Origin of the sequence: Vreelandella lionensis, from assembly GCF_044543515.1 — a bacterium.
Taxonomy (GTDB): Bacteria; Pseudomonadota; Gammaproteobacteria; order Pseudomonadales; family Halomonadaceae; genus Vreelandella; species Vreelandella lionensis.
The window spans coordinates 46,349-63,512 of record NZ_JBITWC010000008.1; the positions used below are offsets into that span (position 1 = coordinate 46,349).

Annotated in this window: 11 protein-coding genes and 4 tRNA genes; 1 reads left to right on the forward strand and 14 read right to left on the reverse strand. The window is 56.1% G+C overall.

Annotated elements, in window-relative coordinates:
* Window positions 1-165: 165 nt before the first annotated feature.
* The 14 genes from rpoC to ACIGG6_RS06690 form a co-directional block, all read right to left on the reverse strand.
* Complete coding sequence (gene rpoC, locus ACIGG6_RS06625; RefSeq protein WP_399843335.1) at window positions 166-4,380, reverse strand: DNA-directed RNA polymerase subunit beta'; 4,215 nt, start codon at window positions 4,378-4,380, stop codon at window positions 166-168.
* Between the two features lie 10 nt (window positions 4,381-4,390).
* Complete coding sequence (gene rpoB, locus ACIGG6_RS06630) at window positions 4,391-8,467, reverse strand: DNA-directed RNA polymerase subunit beta (RefSeq protein WP_399843338.1); 4,077 nt, start codon at window positions 8,465-8,467, stop codon at window positions 4,391-4,393.
* A 361-nt stretch (window positions 8,468-8,828) separates the two neighbouring features.
* The gene (rplL, locus tag ACIGG6_RS06635; protein WP_253502939.1) at window positions 8,829-9,200 is read right to left on the reverse strand and encodes a 50S ribosomal protein L7/L12; all 372 of its coding nucleotides are present in this window, start codon (window positions 9,198-9,200) and stop codon (window positions 8,829-8,831) included.
* Between the two features lie 112 nt (window positions 9,201-9,312).
* Complete coding sequence (gene rplJ / locus ACIGG6_RS06640; protein ID WP_062373728.1) at window positions 9,313-9,819, reverse strand: 50S ribosomal protein L10; 507 nt, start codon at window positions 9,817-9,819, stop codon at window positions 9,313-9,315.
* Window positions 9,820-10,121: 302 nt separating this feature from the next.
* On the reverse strand, window positions 10,122-10,814 hold the full coding sequence (rplA, locus tag ACIGG6_RS06645; RefSeq protein WP_253502942.1) for a 50S ribosomal protein L1: 693 nt from the start codon (window positions 10,812-10,814) through the stop codon (window positions 10,122-10,124).
* A 2-nt stretch (window positions 10,815-10,816) separates the two neighbouring features.
* On the reverse strand, window positions 10,817-11,248 hold the full coding sequence (rplK, locus tag ACIGG6_RS06650) for a 50S ribosomal protein L11 (RefSeq protein ID WP_139527863.1): 432 nt from the start codon (window positions 11,246-11,248) through the stop codon (window positions 10,817-10,819).
* A gap of 122 nt (window positions 11,249-11,370) precedes the next feature.
* Window positions 11,371-11,904, reverse strand: coding sequence for a transcription termination/antitermination protein NusG (gene nusG / locus ACIGG6_RS06655; protein WP_159340656.1), 534 nt, complete (start codon window positions 11,902-11,904; stop codon window positions 11,371-11,373).
* 8 nt (window positions 11,905-11,912) lie between these two features.
* Window positions 11,913-12,296 carry a preprotein translocase subunit SecE gene (gene secE / locus ACIGG6_RS06660; RefSeq protein WP_188640082.1) on the reverse strand — a complete coding sequence of 128 codons (384 nt, stop codon included), beginning with the start codon at window positions 12,294-12,296 and terminating at the stop codon, window positions 11,913-11,915.
* A gap of 72 nt (window positions 12,297-12,368) precedes the next feature.
* Window positions 12,369-12,444: transfer RNA gene (locus ACIGG6_RS06665), tRNA-Trp, on the reverse strand.
* Between the two features lie 151 nt (window positions 12,445-12,595).
* Window positions 12,596-12,670 (reverse strand) — tRNA-Thr (locus ACIGG6_RS06670).
* A gap of 15 nt (window positions 12,671-12,685) precedes the next feature.
* A tRNA-Gly gene (locus tag ACIGG6_RS06675) sits at window positions 12,686-12,759 on the reverse strand.
* Window positions 12,760-12,865: 106 nt separating this feature from the next.
* Window positions 12,866-12,949, reverse strand: a tRNA-Tyr gene (locus ACIGG6_RS06680).
* A 127-nt stretch (window positions 12,950-13,076) separates the two neighbouring features.
* Window positions 13,077-13,916, reverse strand: coding sequence for a type III pantothenate kinase (locus tag ACIGG6_RS06685; RefSeq protein WP_054644986.1), 840 nt, complete (start codon window positions 13,914-13,916; stop codon window positions 13,077-13,079).
* Window positions 13,913-14,896: a biotin--[acetyl-CoA-carboxylase] ligase gene (locus ACIGG6_RS06690; RefSeq protein ID WP_253502945.1), complete on the reverse strand. Its 984-nt coding sequence runs from the start codon at window positions 14,894-14,896 to the stop codon at window positions 13,913-13,915. The genes ACIGG6_RS06685 and ACIGG6_RS06690 overlap by 4 nt, the downstream gene beginning before the upstream one ends.
* 163 nt (window positions 14,897-15,059) lie before the next feature.
* Between ACIGG6_RS06690 and typA the strand changes: the two genes are divergently transcribed.
* Entirely contained in the window at window positions 15,060-16,886 is a 1,827-nt protein-coding gene (typA, locus tag ACIGG6_RS06695) for a translational GTPase TypA (RefSeq protein ID WP_399843344.1), read from the forward strand.
* Window positions 16,887-17,164 lie beyond the last annotated feature (278 nt).

Here is a 17,164-nt window from a genome sequence, read left to right on the forward strand (position 1 = left end):
CCTTTAACAAGTACTAGCAGCGGATGCGGGCGCACCCGCCCCACTGTTAAAGGCTGCGCATTCTAAAGGCTGACCCTAGGTGGCGTCAAGTCTTGCTGGCGAATTCGCCAGCAAGACTGTGCCATAAGGGCCAGCCACTCGTTGTTGCTCGTTGCCTACCAGTGATTACAGATCGTCGTCTGAATCAAGGGCTGTCAACTGAGCGCCAAGCTCCTGCTCTACCTCGGTGGCCGAGGGATTGAACAGACGCTCTACGTCTTCGCGCTTGCGACGACGCTCTGCGTGGTGAGTCAGACCGGTACCTGCCGGAATCAGACGTCCAACCACCACGTTCTCTTTTAGGCCGCGCAGGTAGTCGCGCTTGCCGGTTACCGCTGCTTCGGTCAGTACGCGGGTCGTTTCCTGGAACGACGCTGCGGAAATGAACGATTCAGTGGCCAAGCTGGCCTTAGTGATACCCAGCAGCAAGCGTTGATACTTGGCCGGGAACTTACCTTCTTTCTCAAGCCGTGCGTTCTGTTCAAGCACACGCACCAACTCGGCCTGGTCGCCGGTGATGAAGTCAGAGTCCCCGGAGTCGGTGATCTCTACCTTACGCAGCATCTGACGCACGATCACTTCGATGTGCTTATCGTTGATGCCTACACCCTGCAGACGATAAACGTCCTGTACTTCGGCAGTGATATATTTAGCCAGTTCCGCGACACCCAGCAGACGCAAGATATCGTGGGGGTTGCTCGGGCCATCCGAAATGACTTCACCCTTCTCAACCGCTTCCCCTTCGAAGACGGCGATTTGACGCCATTTCGGGATCAGCGCTTCAAACGGATCGCCAGATTCCGGTGTAATCGTCAAACGACGCTTACCCTTGGTCTCTTTACCGAAGCTGATAACACCGCTGATTTCTGCAAGAATCGCAGACTCTTTCGGTTTACGCGCTTCGAACAGGTCAGCAACCCGCGGCAGACCACCGGTGATGTCTTTGTTACCAGACGCTTCAACCGGAATACGTGCAACCACTTCACCCACGCCGATAGTCGCGCCATCGTCCACGGAGATAATCGAGTTGCCCGGCAGCAGGTACTGAACCGGTGTGTTCGAACCGGATACAGAAACGTACTCGCCAGCAGCGTCTTTCAGCATCACCATCGGTCGCTTGTCGCGGCCCGCCATCGGGCGTGCTGCAGACTCAATTACTTCGATAGACGACAGACCGGTCATCTCATCGACGCTGCGGTGCATGGTGACACCCTCGTCGAGATCGATGAACTGCGCCTTACCTTCTACTTCCGCAATGATCGGGTGCGTGTGCGGATCCCACTTAGCCACTACCGCACCGGCATCGACAACATCGCCGTCGCGTACGGAAAGCTCGGCACCGTAGGGCAGCTTGTAGTACTCACGCTCACGGCCATGGTCATCGGCAACCGCCAAGGCGCTTGAACGAGACACCACCACCAGCTTGCCATCGGCACGCTCTACGTGCTTGATGTTGTGCAGGCGTACTTTACCGCCGTGCTTCACCTGAACGCTATCGACCGCCGATGAACGCGATGCCGCGCCACCGATGTGGAACGTACGCATGGTCAGCTGGGTACCCGGCTCACCGATCGACTGTGCGGCGATAACGCCGACAGACTCACCGATGTTGACCTGGTGGCCACGGGCAAGGTCACGACCGTAACAGGATGAACATACGCCGTGAGCCGTATCACAGGTGATGGTTGAACGAACGATAATTTCGTCCACACCCATGGTATCCAGCGATGCACACCATTTCTCATCAAGCAGTGTATTACGCGGGATCAGTACTTCTTCAGTGCTCGGGTCAACCACGTCCTGCGCAACCACACGGCCCAGTACACGCTGAGACAGCGGTACGATGATGTCACCACCCTCGATGATCGGGTGCAGTGTCAGGCCATTTTCAGTGCCACAGTCGGTCTCGGTAATGACCAAGTCCTGAGCAACGTCCACCAGACGACGAGTCAGGTAACCGGAGTTGGCCGTCTTCAGGGCCGTATCCGCCAGACCTTTACGTGCGCCGTGGGTCGAGATGAAGTACTGAAGTACGTTCAGACCTTCACGGAAGTTAGCCACGATCGGCGTTTCGATGATCGAGCCATCCGGCTTGGCCATCAGGCCACGCATACCCGCCAGCTGACGAATCTGTGCCGCAGAACCACGAGCACCCGAGTCAGCCATGATGAAGACGCTATTGAAGGAGTCTTGCTCAACTTCATTACCGTCACGATCAACAACCGTCTCTTTCGAGATACCGACCATCATCGCCTTGGCAACTTTATCGTTCGCCTTGGACCAGATATCGATAACCTTGTTGTACTTCTCACCTGCTGTTACCAGGCCAGAAGAGAACTGGTCTTCGATCTCTTTAACTTCCGCTTCCGCAGCGTCAACAATCTCGGTTTTGGCTTCGGGGATAACGAAGTCGTTAACCCCGATAGAGGCACCCGACCACGTCGCCAGACGGAAACCGGTGTACATCAGCTGGTCAGCGAAGATGACCGTGGGCTTCAGGCCCGCACGACGGTATACCTCGTTGATCAGGCTGGAGATCGCCTTCTTCTTCATCGGCTGATCGATCAGCGCGAACGGCACGCCTTCCGGCAGAATGCGGAACAGCAATGCACGGCCAACGGTCGTGTCATAAAGGCGACGGTGGAAGCTGCGCGCCCCGGTCTCTTCCTCGACATCCACTTCGTCCAAACGCACTTTCACGCGGGCGTGAAGCGAGACAGACTGAGTACCGAACGCACGCTCAACCTCATTGAGGTCAGAGAACACCATGCCTTCGCCTTTAGCGTTGATCTTTTCACGGGTCATGTAGTACAGACCCAGAACAACGTCCTGCGACGGTACGATGATCGGCTCGCCGTTGGCAGGCGACAGTACGTTGTTGGTCGCCATCATCAGCGCACGGGCTTCGAGCTGTGCTTCCAGGGTCAGCGGTACGTGGACCGCCATCTGGTCACCGTCAAAGTCGGCGTTGTAAGCCGCACACACCAGCGGGTGCAGCTGGATCGCCTTACCTTCGATCAGCAGTGGCTCAAACGCCTGGATGCCCAAACGGTGCAGCGTCGGCGCACGGTTAAGCAGTACCGGGTGTTCGCGGATAACGTCGGCCAGGATGTCCCACACTTCCGGCAGTTCGCGCTCGACCATCTTCTTCGCGGCTTTGATCGTGGACGCATGGCCCAGCGACTGCAGCTTGGAGTAGATGAACGGCTTGAACAGCTCGAGCGCCATTTTCTTCGGCAGACCACACTGGTGCAGACGCAGCGTCGGACCGACGGTGATGACCGAACGGCCTGAGTAGTCTACGCGCTTACCCAACAAGTTCTGACGGAAACGACCCTGCTTACCTTTGATCATATCGGCAAGCGATTTCAGCGGGCGCTTGTTAGAACCGGTGATCGCACGGCCACGGCGGCCGTTATCCAGCAGTGCGTCGACCGCTTCCTGCAGCATACGCTTCTCGTTGCGCACGATGATATCCGGCGCATTGAGGTCCAGCAGACGCTTCAGACGGTTATTACGGTTGATCACACGACGGTAAAGGTCGTTAAGATCGGAGGTCGCGAAACGGCCACCGTCCAGCGGTACCAGCGGACGCAGATCCGGCGGCAGCACGGGCAGTACTTCCATGACCATCCACGCCGGCGCATTGCCGGAGTGGTAGAACGCTTCTAGCAGCTTCAAGCGCTTAGACAGCTTCTTGATCTTGGTTTCAGAGTTCGTCTGCGGAATTTCTTCACGCAGGTGGTTAATCTCTTCTTCCAGATCGATGTCTTTCAGCAGTTCTTGCACCGCTTCGGCACCCATGCGGGCGTCAAAGTCGTCGCCGAACTCCTCTAGCGCTTCGAAGTACTGCTCGTCGTTCAACAGCTGACCACGCTCCAGCGTGGTCATGCCTGGGTCGATAACGACAAAGCTTTCAAAGTACAGCACGCGCTCGATATCACGCAGGGTCATATCGAGGAACATACCGATACGCGACGGCAGTGACTTCAGGAACCAAATGTGAGCGACCGGCGATGCCAGCTCGATATGGCCCATGCGCTCGCGGCGCACGGCAGCCTTGGTGACTTCAACGCCACACTTCTCACAGATGATACCGCGGTGCTTCATGCGCTTATATTTGCCGCACAAGCACTCGTAGTCTTTGACCGGACCAAAAATCTTGGCGCAGAACAGACCGTCCCGCTCCGGTTTAAAGGTACGGTAGTTGATGGTCTCAGGCTTCTTCACCTCGCCAAACGACCAGGAGCGAATCATGTCCGGCGACGCGAGGGTAATCTTGATCGCGTCGAACTCTTCGGACTGAGACTGCGATTTGAGTACTTTCACCAAATCTTTCATATGACGGCTCCTAGCTCTCTAACTCGATATCGATGCCCAGCGAGCGGATTTCCTTCACAAGTACGTTGAAGGATTCCGGCATGCCTGCCTGCATGGTGTGGTCGCCATCCACGATGTTTTTATACATCTTGGTGCGGCCTTCGACGTCGTCCGACTTGACGGTGAGCATCTCTTGTAGCGTGTACGCGGCGCCGTATGCTTCCAACGCCCACACTTCCATCTCACCGAAGCGCTGACCACCGAACTGCGCCTTACCACCCAGCGGCTGCTGCGTAACAAGCGAGTAAGAACCGGTAGAACGCGCATGCATCTTGTCGTCTACCAAGTGGTTAAGCTTCAGCATGTACATGTAGCCAACGGTGACCGGACGGTCAAACGCGTCGCCAGTACGGCCATCGTACAGCGCCATTTGGCCCGACTCCGGAATGTCCGCCAGCTTCAGCAGATGCTTGATCTCGTGCTCTTTGGCACCGTCAAACACCGGCGTGGCCATCGGCACACCGCCTTTGAGGTTCTTCGCCAGCGCGATGACTTCGTCATCGGTCAGCGAGTCGATATCCTCAACGCGGGTACCCGGCGTGTTATACACCTGACCCAGGAAGTCGCGAATTTCAGCAACCTGCTGGCCACGAGCATCACGCAGCATGGCGTCAATCTTGACCCCGAGACCACGTGCCGCCATACCCAGGTGGGTTTCCAGGATCTGACCGACGTTCATACGCGACGGTACGCCCAGCGGGTTCAGCACCACGTCCACCGGCTCGCCCTTCTCGTCGAACGGCATGTCTTCGATGGGCATGATCGCGGAGATAACACCTTTGTTACCGTGACGACCGGCCATCTTGTCACCGGGCTGAATGCGACGCTTGACCGCCATATAGACTTTGACGATTTTCAGCACGCCCGGTGCGAGGTCGTCGCCCTGGGTCAGCTTGCGCTTCTTATCTTCGAAACGCTCGTCCATCTCTTTACGGCGGTTCTCGAGCTGCTCATCAGCCTGGGCCAGCAGTTCGTTGTAGGCTTCATCCTGCATGCGCAGTTTGAACCACTGCTGACGCGGCAGCTCGTCGAGGTAATTCTCGTCCAGCACGTCGCCTTTCTTCAGGTTCGGGCCGCCATTAACCGCTTGGCCATCCAGCGTACGCTTCAGACGCTCAAAGGTTGCGTCTTCGGCAATACGGTAGGTTTCCTGAAGATCCTTGCGCACTTCGTCCAGCTGCATCTGCTCGATGGAGAGCGCACGGGAGTCTTTCTCAACGCCGTCACGAGTAAACACCTGAACGTCGATAACCGTACCTTTCATGCCGGTAGGGGCACGCAGGGAAGTATCTTTAACGTCAGACGCTTTCTCACCGAAGATGGCACGCAGCAGCTTCTCTTCTGGCGTCAGCTGGGTTTCACCTTTCGGTGTTACCTTACCGACCAGAATGTCACCGGGGCCAACTTCAGCGCCGATGTACACAACGCCCGCTTCGTCCAGTTTACCCAGTGCGGATTCACCGACGTTGGGAATATCAGAGGTAATCTCTTCCGGCCCTAACTTGGTGTCGCGAGACACGCAGGTCAGTTCCTGGATGTGAATTGTGGTGAAACGGTCTTCTTGAACAACCCGCTCTGACAGCAGGATGGAGTCCTCGAAGTTGTAACCGTTCCAGGGCATGAACGCGATGCGCATGTTCTGGCCAAGCGCCAGGTCGCCCATGTCGACAGACGGGCCATCGGCCAGAATGTCACCACGTGCAACGCTGTCGCCAGGACGCACGATGGGGCGCTGGTTCATACAGGTGTTCTGGTTAGAACGGGTGTACTTGGTCAGGTTGTAGATATCAACGCCAGCTTCACCGCCGATGATTTCATCTTCGTTCACCCGAACCACGACACGACGCGCATCGACGGAGTCGATTACGCCGCCACGACGCGCCACGGCACAGACGCCGGAGTCACGGGCAACGAAACGCTCCATGCCGGTACCTACCAGCGGCTTATCAGCACGCAGGGTCGGAACGGCCTGACGCTGCATGTTCGCCCCCATCAAGGCGCGGTTAGCATCATCGTGCTCAAGGAACGGGATCAGTGCCGCCGCGACCGATACGACCTGACGCGGAGATACATCCATCAGCGTCACTTGCTCAGGACGCATAAAGGTGGTCTCACCGCGGTGGCGTACCTGTACCAGGTCATCAATCAGCTTGCCGGACTCGTCTACCGCCGCAGACGCCTGGGCGATAACGAAGTCACCTTCCTCAATCGCTGACAGGTGCACGATATCGTCAGTGACCTGACAGGCATTCACTTTGCGGTACGGTGTTTCCAAGAAGCCGTAGCTATTGGTATGACTGTACGTTGCCAGCGAGTTGATCAGACCGATGTTCGGGCCTTCCGGCGTTTCGATCGGGCACAGGCGGCCGTAGTGCGTGGCGTGAACGTCACGTACTTCGAAGCCTGCACGCTCACGGGTCAGACCACCCGGGCCGAGTGCAGACACACGACGCTTGTGAGTCACCTCAGACAGCGGGTTGTTCTGGTCCATAAACTGAGAAAGCTGGCTAGAACCGAAGAACTCTTTCACCGCCGCCGCTACGGGCTTGGCGTTGATCAGGTCTTGCGGCATCAGACCTTCGCTTTCCGCCATGGAAAGACGCTCTTTCACCGCGCGCTCAACGCGCACCAGGCCTACACGGAACTGGTTCTCGGCCATTTCGCCAACGCAGCGAATACGGCGGTTACCCAGGTGATCGATATCGTCCACGTCGCCGAAGCCGTTACGAATATTGATCAGCTCGCGCAGCACATCGAGGATGTCCTTGCGATCCAGCACGCCGGAGCCGGTGTCGCTTTCACGACGCAGGCGACGATTGAACTTCATCCGACCAACGCCCGACAGGTCGTAGCGGTCTTCGGTGAAGAACAGGTTATGGAACAGCGTCTCGGCAGCCTCTTTGGTAGGCGGCTCGCCTGGGCGCATCATGCGGTAAATCTCTACCAACGCTTCCAGCTGAGAACCGGTGGTATCCAGTTTCAGGGTATCGGAAATGAACGAACCGCAGTCGAGGTCGTTGGTATAGAGGGTTTCGATATGCGTGATACCGCCCTGAGCCATACGCTCAAGGACTTCCGGAGTGATTTCCGTATTACACGGGCAGATCAGCTCACCGGTTTTGGTATCGATCTGATCTTTGGCCAGCGTTTTGCCGAACAGGTACTCCATCGGCACTTCCAGACGCTCAAGGCCAGTTTTTTCCAGCTGACGAATGTGCTTCTGGGTAATCCGGCGGCCCTCTTCCACAATCACGTCGCCTTCGCCATCCTTGATGTCGAAGGTCGCGGTTTCACCGCGCAGGCGTGACGGTACCAGCTCCACAGAAAAGCCGGTCTTCTCAATGTGGAATTTGCTGGTTTCGAAGAACTCAGCCAGGATCTCTTCGGTGCTCATACCCAGCGCACGCATCAGTACCGAGGCCGGCAGTTTGCGGCGACGGTCAATACGTACAAAGACGTTGTCTTTCGGGTCGAACTCGAAGTCCAGCCAAGAGCCACGGTAAGGAATCACGCGAGCAGAGTAGAGCAACTTACCAGAGGAGTGGCTCTTACCTTTGTCGTGATCAAAGAACACACCGGGCGAGCGGTGGAGCTGGGAAACGATAACCCGCTCAGTACCGTTAATGACAAAGGTACCGTTCTCGGTCATCAGGGGGATTTCCCCCATGTAGACTTCCTGCTCTTTGATGTCCTTGATTGCCTTGTTCGAAGAGTCGCGATCATAGATGATCAAGCGAACCTTGACGCGCAGCGGAGCGGAATAGGTCACGCCACGCAGCTGACACTCTTTGACATCGAACGCTGGCGTACCGAAGCGGTAGCTGACGTATTCCAGGGCCGCATTGCCGGAGAAGCTCTCGATCGGGAACACGGACTTGAACGCCGCGTGCAAGCCAACCTCGTGGCGCTCGTCGGGCGAACGATCCTGCTGGAGAAAGTCGTAGTAGGAATCAAGCTGGATGGCCAGCAAGTAAGGCACATCCATCACTTGGGGCAGTTTGCCGAAATCCTTGCGGATGCGTTTTTTCTCAGTATATGAGTAAGCCATCTGTATTCCCCAGCTTGTTCACCATGGGTGACCGATGCGTGGTCATCTGCCCCGCGGGCGTTTCAGACGCAGACAGCAAGCTCCTAAATCGGTAGCTCGCCGTCAAAAATCTTGATAGATAACAGTGTTACAGTAGTGCTGTTCGCGCTTTGCTGTCGCTTGCTAGCATCACTCGCGCTTCACAACTTACGCGTTACAACAACGTACGCTTCACAACAACGGTCTTACTGTTTTGCTGCTTTTTACCGCAGCGCTTCTGCTGTTGCCTTGCAGCATACTACAACAGAAAAAGGCCGGCAGCGGGATAGCCCGCCGCCAGCCGTGGAAGCTTACGCAGCGCGTAAAGCCATCAGCACAAGGATTACTTGAGCTCGACGGTTGCGCCCGCTTCTTCCAGCTTCTTCTTAGCTGCTTCAGCGTCGTCTTTAGACATCGCTTCTTTGATGGTCGCCGGCGCGCCGTCAACGGCACCTTTGGCTTCTTTCAGGCCAAGACCGGTGATTTCACGAACAGCTTTGATGACGTTAACTTTCTTGTCACCAGCAGAAGCCAGTACCAGGTCAAATTCAGTCTGCTCTTCAGCAGCTGCTTCGCCGCCAGCAGCCGGGCCAGCCATAACGGCTGCCGCTGCAGAAACGCCGAATTTCTCTTCCATCGCTTCGATCAGCTCGACAACTTCCATTACGGACATGTCGGCTACAGCATTGATGATATCGTCTTTGGTCAGTGCCATTGTTTCATTCCTAACTTTGCGGGAGTCTCGGTCGGCCGAGAGCTCGGGGTTCATTGCTCGGTTCAGGCAGCGTATCGATCACATCGTTCACGCCGCCTGCAAGAAACGCTGCTTAGGCAGCTTCTGCTTCTTGCTTCTGGTCGCGCAGGGCGGCCAGAGTACGAACCAGCTTGCCAGCGGAGGCTTCTTTCATTACCGACATCAACTTGGCAATTGCCTCGTCGTAAGTCGGCAGGGTTGCCAGACGATCGATGTCAGCAGCCGGAATCAGCTCACCTTCGTAGGCCAACGCCTTAACTTCGAAGTTCTTCTCGTCTTTAGCGAACTCTTTGAACAGACGAGCAGCAGCGCCCGGGTGTTCAGTAGAGAAAGCCAACAGAGTAGGACCAACAAAGCTCTCGTTCAGACACTCCCACTGAGTGCCTTCGAGTGCGCGGCGAGCCAGCGTGTTACGAACAACACGAAGCTCTACACCGTTCTCACGCGCCTGCTTACGCAGATCGGTCATTTTACCAACCGTGACGCCGCGAGAATCGGCAACTACGACGGAGAGTGCGCCCTTGGCCGCTTCACTGACCTCGGCAACAATCGCTTTCTTGCCTTCAAGTGCTAGTGGCACAGTGATCACTCCTTCGTGCCGGAACCCATAAAAGGCTCCGGTGGTTACCATCTCTTCCAGGTTATGACTGCTAACCCTGGAAGCCTTAGGGGATGGTGCTCACCAGAAAGCGGCTTGCGAAAAGCGTTAACCAACTGGCGGCCACACCATCTGCGCAGGCGCTCTAGGGCGATTAAGCCGCCCAATCTTCAAAAGACAAGGCGGCACCTGCGGTCTTTGACGGCGCCTCGCTTGGCATAACACCAAACGAGGGACCGCAAAGTTCTTGCTCGGTTCTTACTAAAAACCTGCCGACAACTCGCTTATACCAGCGCAGAGTGGTCGATAGTCAAACCCGGGCCCATGGTAGAGGACAGGGTAATCTTCTTAAAGTAGATACCTTTAGAGGAGCTCGGCTTGAGCTTCTTCAGGTCGGCAACCAGCGCTTCCAGGTTGCCCTGAACAGCGGTCGCTTCAAAATTAACTTTACCCAGCGTGGTGTGGATAATGCCGTTTTTGTCGGTACGGAAACGTACCTGACCCGCTTTGGCGTTCTTGACCGCAGTCGCCACGTCAGGCGTTACGGTGCCAACTTTCGGGTTCGGCATCAGGCCGCGCGGACCAAGAATCTGGCCCAGCTGACCTACAACGCGCATCGCATCCGGAGAGGCGATAACCACGTCGAAGTCCATCACGCCTTTCTTGACCTGCTCAGCCAGCTCGTCCATACCCACGATGTCAGCGCCTGCTTCTTTAGCAGCATCGGCGTTAGCACCTTGGGTGAAGACCGCTACGCGTACGTCTTTGCCAGTACCGTTAGGCATAACGGTGGCGCCACGTACAACCTGGTCAGATTTACGAGGGTCAACGCCAAGGTTGATCGCAACGTCAAGAGACTCATTGAACTTAACAGTAGACAGCTCAGAAAGCAGCGCAACGGCTTCTTCCAAAGAGTATGCTTTGCTCGGGTCTACTTTCTCGCGAATAACTTTCGCGCGCTTAGACAGTTTAGCCATGATCAGAGACCCTCCACGTTTAAGCCCATGCTACGAGCGCTGCCAGCGATGGTGCGCACCGCGGCGTCGAGATCAGCAGCCGTCATATCCGGCTCTTTGGTCTTAGCGATCTCTTCGAGCTGCTCGCGAGTCACGGTACCAACTTTCTTCTTGTTCGGCTCACCAGAACCAGACTTGATGCCCGCTGCTTTTTTCAGCAGAACGGCAGCCGGCGGTGTCTTGGTGACGAACGTGAAGCTACGGTCAGAGTAGACAGTGATCACGACAGGCGTCGGCAGACCTGGCTCAATTTCTTGAGTGGCAGCGTTAAACGCCTTACAGAATTCCATGATGTTCACACCGTGCTGACCCAGCGCGGGGCCTACGGGCGGACTCGGGTTGGCTTTACCTGCAGCAACCTGCAGTTTGATGTAAGCCTGTACTTTCTTGGCCATGGTAAATACTCCAGTTGGGTGATAGCGCCTGACGGCTCCCCGGTACGCGTAAAGCAGCGCTGGGCTGCTTTACATGAATCCAGAGTGGCACGCACTGCGCACCACCCTGCAATATTATGAACTTACTCTTTTTCTACCTGAGAGAATTCAAGCTCAACAGGCGTCGCACGCCCAAAGATCAGTACGCTGACCTGCAGGCGGCTCTTGTCGTAGTTCACTTCTTCAACGACACCGTTGAAATCAGCAAACGGACCATCAATAACGCGGACAGACTGACCCGGCTCAAACATAGTTTTGGGCCGCGGCTTGTCGGTACCATCTTTCACACGACGCAGAATTGCTTCGGCTTCGCGGGTAGTAATCGCGGCGGGTTTCTCTTTGGTACCACCGATAAATCCCATGACGCGTGGCGTTTCATTCACCAGGTGCCAGGTTTCGTCTACCATTTCCATCTCGACAAGAACGTAGCCGGGATAGAATTTGCGCTCACTCTTACGGCGCTTACCGTCGCGCATTTCAACCACTTCTTCCGTCGGCACCAGGATCTCGCCAAAGCGATCTTCCATGCCATACATCTTCACACGCTCGATAAGCGAGCGCATGACATGCTTTTCAAAGCCGGAATAAGCGTGGACGACGTACCAACGTTTGGACATGAATGCTCCTAACCAATGACGCCGGACATCGCCCAGCCAAGAAGAGTATCGATCAACCACAGCATCAGACCCACCACCAACACAGCTACCAGCACAATGGCGGTTGTCTGAATGGTTTCAGGACGGGTCGGCCATACAACGCGCTGAATCTCTTTCTTGGCGCTTATGGCAAGCTCAACTAAATCGCGACCTTTGGTGGTTGTTAAGGCGATCAAACCAGCAAGCGCACACAACACCACCACACCCAAGACGCGGTAGAGCAGGCCAATATCGGCGAAATAGGTATTACCAACGACTGCAACGACAAGCAGCGCCACAACCGCCGCCCACTTGAGCCCGTCATGGCGCGTCTGTTGCACCTCTGCGCCATGTTTTACGGAACTAGGCTTCATAAAAACGAGACTCCTAAGGGTGCAGCGAGCGACAAAGGAATTCTAGAAAAGACATACCAACCTGGGGAAGGTTGGCAGGCCAGGAGGGAATCGAACCCCCAACCTGCGGTTTTGGAGACCGCTGCTCTGCCAATTGAGCTACTGGCCTGTATCGTCATGCACGCAAGCAAAAGCCTACGCAACAGCGGGCGCCATAATAGCGGAGAAACCTCCACCTGACAACCCTTACTTTTACCCTCCCCCGAACTACCGAAGGGCAAAGACAAAAAAAGCGAGCTTCGCTCGCTTTTTTCGCAACATGGAGCTCATGGACGGAATTGAACCGTCGACCTCACCCTTACCAAGGGTGTGCTCTACCCCTGAGCTACATGAGCCAAAACACATCAAACTGGAGCGGGCGGCGGGAATCGAACCCGCACCATCAGCTTGGAAGGCTGAGGTTCTACCATTGAACTACGCCCGCCGAACTTGCCTACAGAATGACAATCCGTTGCACGAGAAACAGTAGCTAATGCCCGCTTACCGGCTTTTCATTCCCAAACTCTGATTAAATCAGCGCCTGATAAATCTGGTGGAGAGGGAAGGATTCGAACCTTCGAAGCTTTCGCGGCAGATTTACAGTCTGCTCCCTTTGGCCACTCGGGAACCTCTCCAGCTGTGGCGGCACATTATGCCAGCCTCCAAAACGGTGTCAAGCCTGCAAACTCTTTATTTATCAAAGCTTGCTGGATGCAACGCTTTCTTAAGCGCAGCTTCCGCTCTGGAACGCGCTGCATTCTGTCAAAGCAGCATGGAGAATGCAAGGCCTGCGCGAATTTTTTCTAATGATACCGGTTCTGGAACCCGAGGAGCACCTGACATCTTGCCCGCCCGTTCGGCAAAGGTGAGCGGAAAACTGGCCTCAAGCCCGCCATATACCATATCGGGCCATACCGCATGGGGCACCTGCACACCGCGGGAAACGACTCTGGCATCACCACCGGTGAGCAGTACCGGTAGTGCCACCCCCTGCTGGTCACACACTTCACTGTAAATGCGGTTAATCGCACTGACGGCCGCCATATAGATACCGTGATTAACCGCATCCACCGTGCGCCGCCCTGGCTCTAGCAATGCATCGGCTTCGCTTTCCGGGTCGATGGCGACGTTGCGCGTTCCTAGCTTCAGACTCTCTTTCATGAGCCGCAGGCCGGGAATAATGAAACCACCCAGGTGCACACCGCCAGGTAGTACGAAGTCAATGGTAATGGCGCTACCGCAATCCACCGCGCAACAACCACCCGCCAGCTGGTAGCCCGCCAGCGCTCCCATCCAGCGGTCAACGCCCAACCGGCCCGGCTCTTCATAACCATTGACCACGCCGAGCGCTTCTGGCGTTGAGCGCGCCACATAAACGTGACGCACCTGACGGCGTAGCAACGTCACAGTCTCATCCAGCACAGCAGCCCTGGCCACACTGGATATCCGTACGGCTTCGACGACATCCAGGTCGGGAATATCCGCCCCCGGGCGCCACTCTTCCCGTGTCCACACAGCACCTCGCGAGCGGATCTCACTGCTCTCGGCATCTTTAAGCCGCCATTTCGACAGCGTGTTGCCGATATCCAAATCCAAAATCATAAGCGCCTACGTACGCTGATCTCACCGCCCGATAGGCGTCGCGAGTGACCGTTTTCAGTAACCCACAGGTTACCACTCTCATCCACATCTCCCGCCACAGCATCGCTTGAGCGCTCACCTTGAATCACTCGGATGGGTAGGCCTGCATAAGCATGGCGCTGATTCCACGCATCAAGCCAAGGCGCAAAGCCACTGTTTTCAAAGCCCGCCAGCATGCCCAACAGCCCCGATACCATATCGGCAGCCAACTGGTTGCGGGAAATACCTGCCTTGGCATCAAACAGCGCCGCCACCGGCTGGTCAATGGTGGCCCGCAAGCTATCCGGTAGCGACAGGTTCATGCCCATGCCAATCACTACTTCACAAGGGCCTGCCGCATCACCGGTCACTTCAATCAAAATACCGGCCAACTTACCTAACTCATCACCTTTCTCGGCCAGCAGTACATCGTTAGGCCACTTTAGCTTGGGCGATACGCCATACTGCTCAAGCACCTGAGAGACCACCACGCCCACCGCCAGGCTTAACCCCTCCAGAGCATTGATGCCTGACTCGAAGCGCCAGCCCGTTGACACCATCAAGCTCTGCCCCCAGGGCGTCGACCACACCCGGCCACGGCGGCCACGTCCGGCGGTTTGTAGCTCGACAAAGCACACTTCGCCATGCCCTGCCCCTTGAGAGAAGCGCTCGCGCAGGTATTCGTTGCTTGAGGGAAGCTGATCTTCCACGAACAGCCGCGCCAGCAGGTGGCGGGCATCGGCGGGCAGCCGCTCGACGATTTTGGCGCCATCCAGCGGCTCTAACGGGTGAGCCAACCGGTAGCCACGCCCTTTCACAGCGACCAGCTCTACGCCCAGCGCCTCTAATTTTTTTAGCTGTTTCCACACGGCGGCTCGGGAAACGCCCAGCGCTTCGCCTAATTGTTCACCGGAATGAACCTCGCCATCGCTTAACAAACGCATCAGGTTACCGATGGTCATGTGCTTGCCCCAACTGGGAAAACGTCTATCTTAACGGAAGCGCCACAACAGCGAAAACTGCCGCGTTTAGGTTATTGACTTGCTGCTTTATTTAAGACAGCGCTGGTAGTGGACCACCCCCAGACCCTATAATGCCGCCCTATTTTTCCAGCAGGATCGCGTCGTGATCGAGAATCTTCGCAACATTGCCATCATCGCCCACGTTGACCACGGTAAAACTACCTTGGTAGACAAACTGTTAAGCCAGTCCGGCACGCTCGACCGTAAGGCCGAAGGCCAAGAGCGTATCATGGACTCTAATGACCAGGAGAAGGAGCGTGGTATTACCATCCTGGCCAAAAACACCGCTATTCAGTGGCAGGATGGTAATGGTACGGGCTACCACATCAACATCGTGGACACCCCTGGGCACGCCGACTTCGGGGGCGAAGTTGAGCGTGTTATGTCCATGGTGGACTCGGTTCTGCTGCTGGTTGACGCCGTAGACGGCCCGATGCCGCAAACCCGCTTCGTGACCCAGAAAGCCTTCTCCCAGGGCCTGAAGCCGATCGTGGTAGTGAACAAAATCGACCGCCCCGGCGCACGCCCTGATTGGGTTATCGACCAGATTTTTGATCTGTTCGACAACCTGGGTGCCACTGACGAACAGCTCGACTTCCCGATTATTTACTGCTCGGCGCTGAACGGTATTGCTGGTATGGATCCGGAAGCGCTGGCCGACAACATGGACCCGATGTTCCAAGCGATTGTGGACATCGTTGAGCCGCCGAAAGTTGAAGTAGATGGCCCCTTCCAGATGCAGATTTCTGCCCTGGACTACAACAGCTACGTCGGCGTTATCGGTCTTGGCCGCATTAAGCGCGGCTCTGTGAAGCCTAACCAGCAGATTTCAGTCATCAGTGTTGATGGTACGACTCGGAAAGGCAAAATCGGTCAGGTCATGACCCACATGGGCCTTGAGCGAGTTCAAACCAACGAAGCCACGGCTGGCGATATCGTTTGTATCACGGGCATCGAAGATCTATCGATCTCCGACACCCTGTGCGACCCGAGCGCCGTTGAAGCGCTGCCGCCGCTGTCCGTTGATGAGCCGACCGTTTCTATGACCTTCCAGGTCAACGACTCGCCGTTCGCGGGTAAAGATGGCAAGTTCGTCACCAGCCGTAACATCAAAGATCGTCTGGATCAGGAACTGATTCACAACGTCGCTCTGCGCGTCGAGCAAGGCGAAACGCCCGAGAAGTTTAAAGTCTCTGGCCGTGGCGAACTGCACCTGTCGGTACTGATCGAAACCATGCGTCGTGAAGGCTTCGAACTGGCCGTTGGCCGTCCGGAAGTTATCATCAAAGAGATCGACGGCGTTAAGCAAGAGCCCTACGAAGAAGTCATCATCGACTGTGAAGAGCAGCACCAGGGCTCCATCATGGAAGAGCTTGGCTACCGTAAAGGTGAGATGACCAACATGAACCCGGATGGTAAAGGCCGCGTTCGTTTGGACTTCATTATCCCGGCGCGTGGCTTGATCGGTTTCCGTGGCCAGTTCCTGACGCTAACTTCCGGCACCGGCATCCTGACCAGCCGTTTTGACCATTACGGCCCGCTGAAGCCCGATGCGTCTATCGAGCGTCGTAACGGCGTGCTGGTGTCTATGGTAGGCGGTAAAGCGCTGGCTTACGCACTGTACGCCCTTCAGGAGCGCGGCAAGCTCATCATCGACCACGCGACAGAAGTGTACGAGGGCATGCTGATCGGTATTAACAACCGTGCCAACGACATGGTGGTGAACCCGACCAAGGGTAAAAAGCTCGATAACATGCGCTCTACCGGTAACGATGAGAACATCGTTCTAACGCCGCCGATCAAGTTTACCCTTGAGCAAGCCATCGAGTTCCTGGACTCCGATGAGCTGGTAGAAGTCACGCCCAGCCACATCCGCCTGCGCAAGAAGCACCTGACCGAGAACGAGCGTAAGCGCGCTAGCAAAAAGTAAGCTAACCGCTGTTCGTCTGAAGCCCGCCACTGTGCGGGCTTTTTTATGTAAGGTCGCAACGCGGCATCACTTTTTCGCCATTAGGTGAATGGACCGCTATCTGCGGGTCCACGCCAAGCGTGCCCATTAACGCAACCTAAACGCTAACACGCTGGAAAGCACGGGCGTTCTATCGCAAAGTAGCGCTAACCTCAGCACGGCCTCGGGTCGCTGACACGCTACAATTCATACAAGTGTTTGGATACCTACCCCCATCCTTGCACCCCTACATGGACACT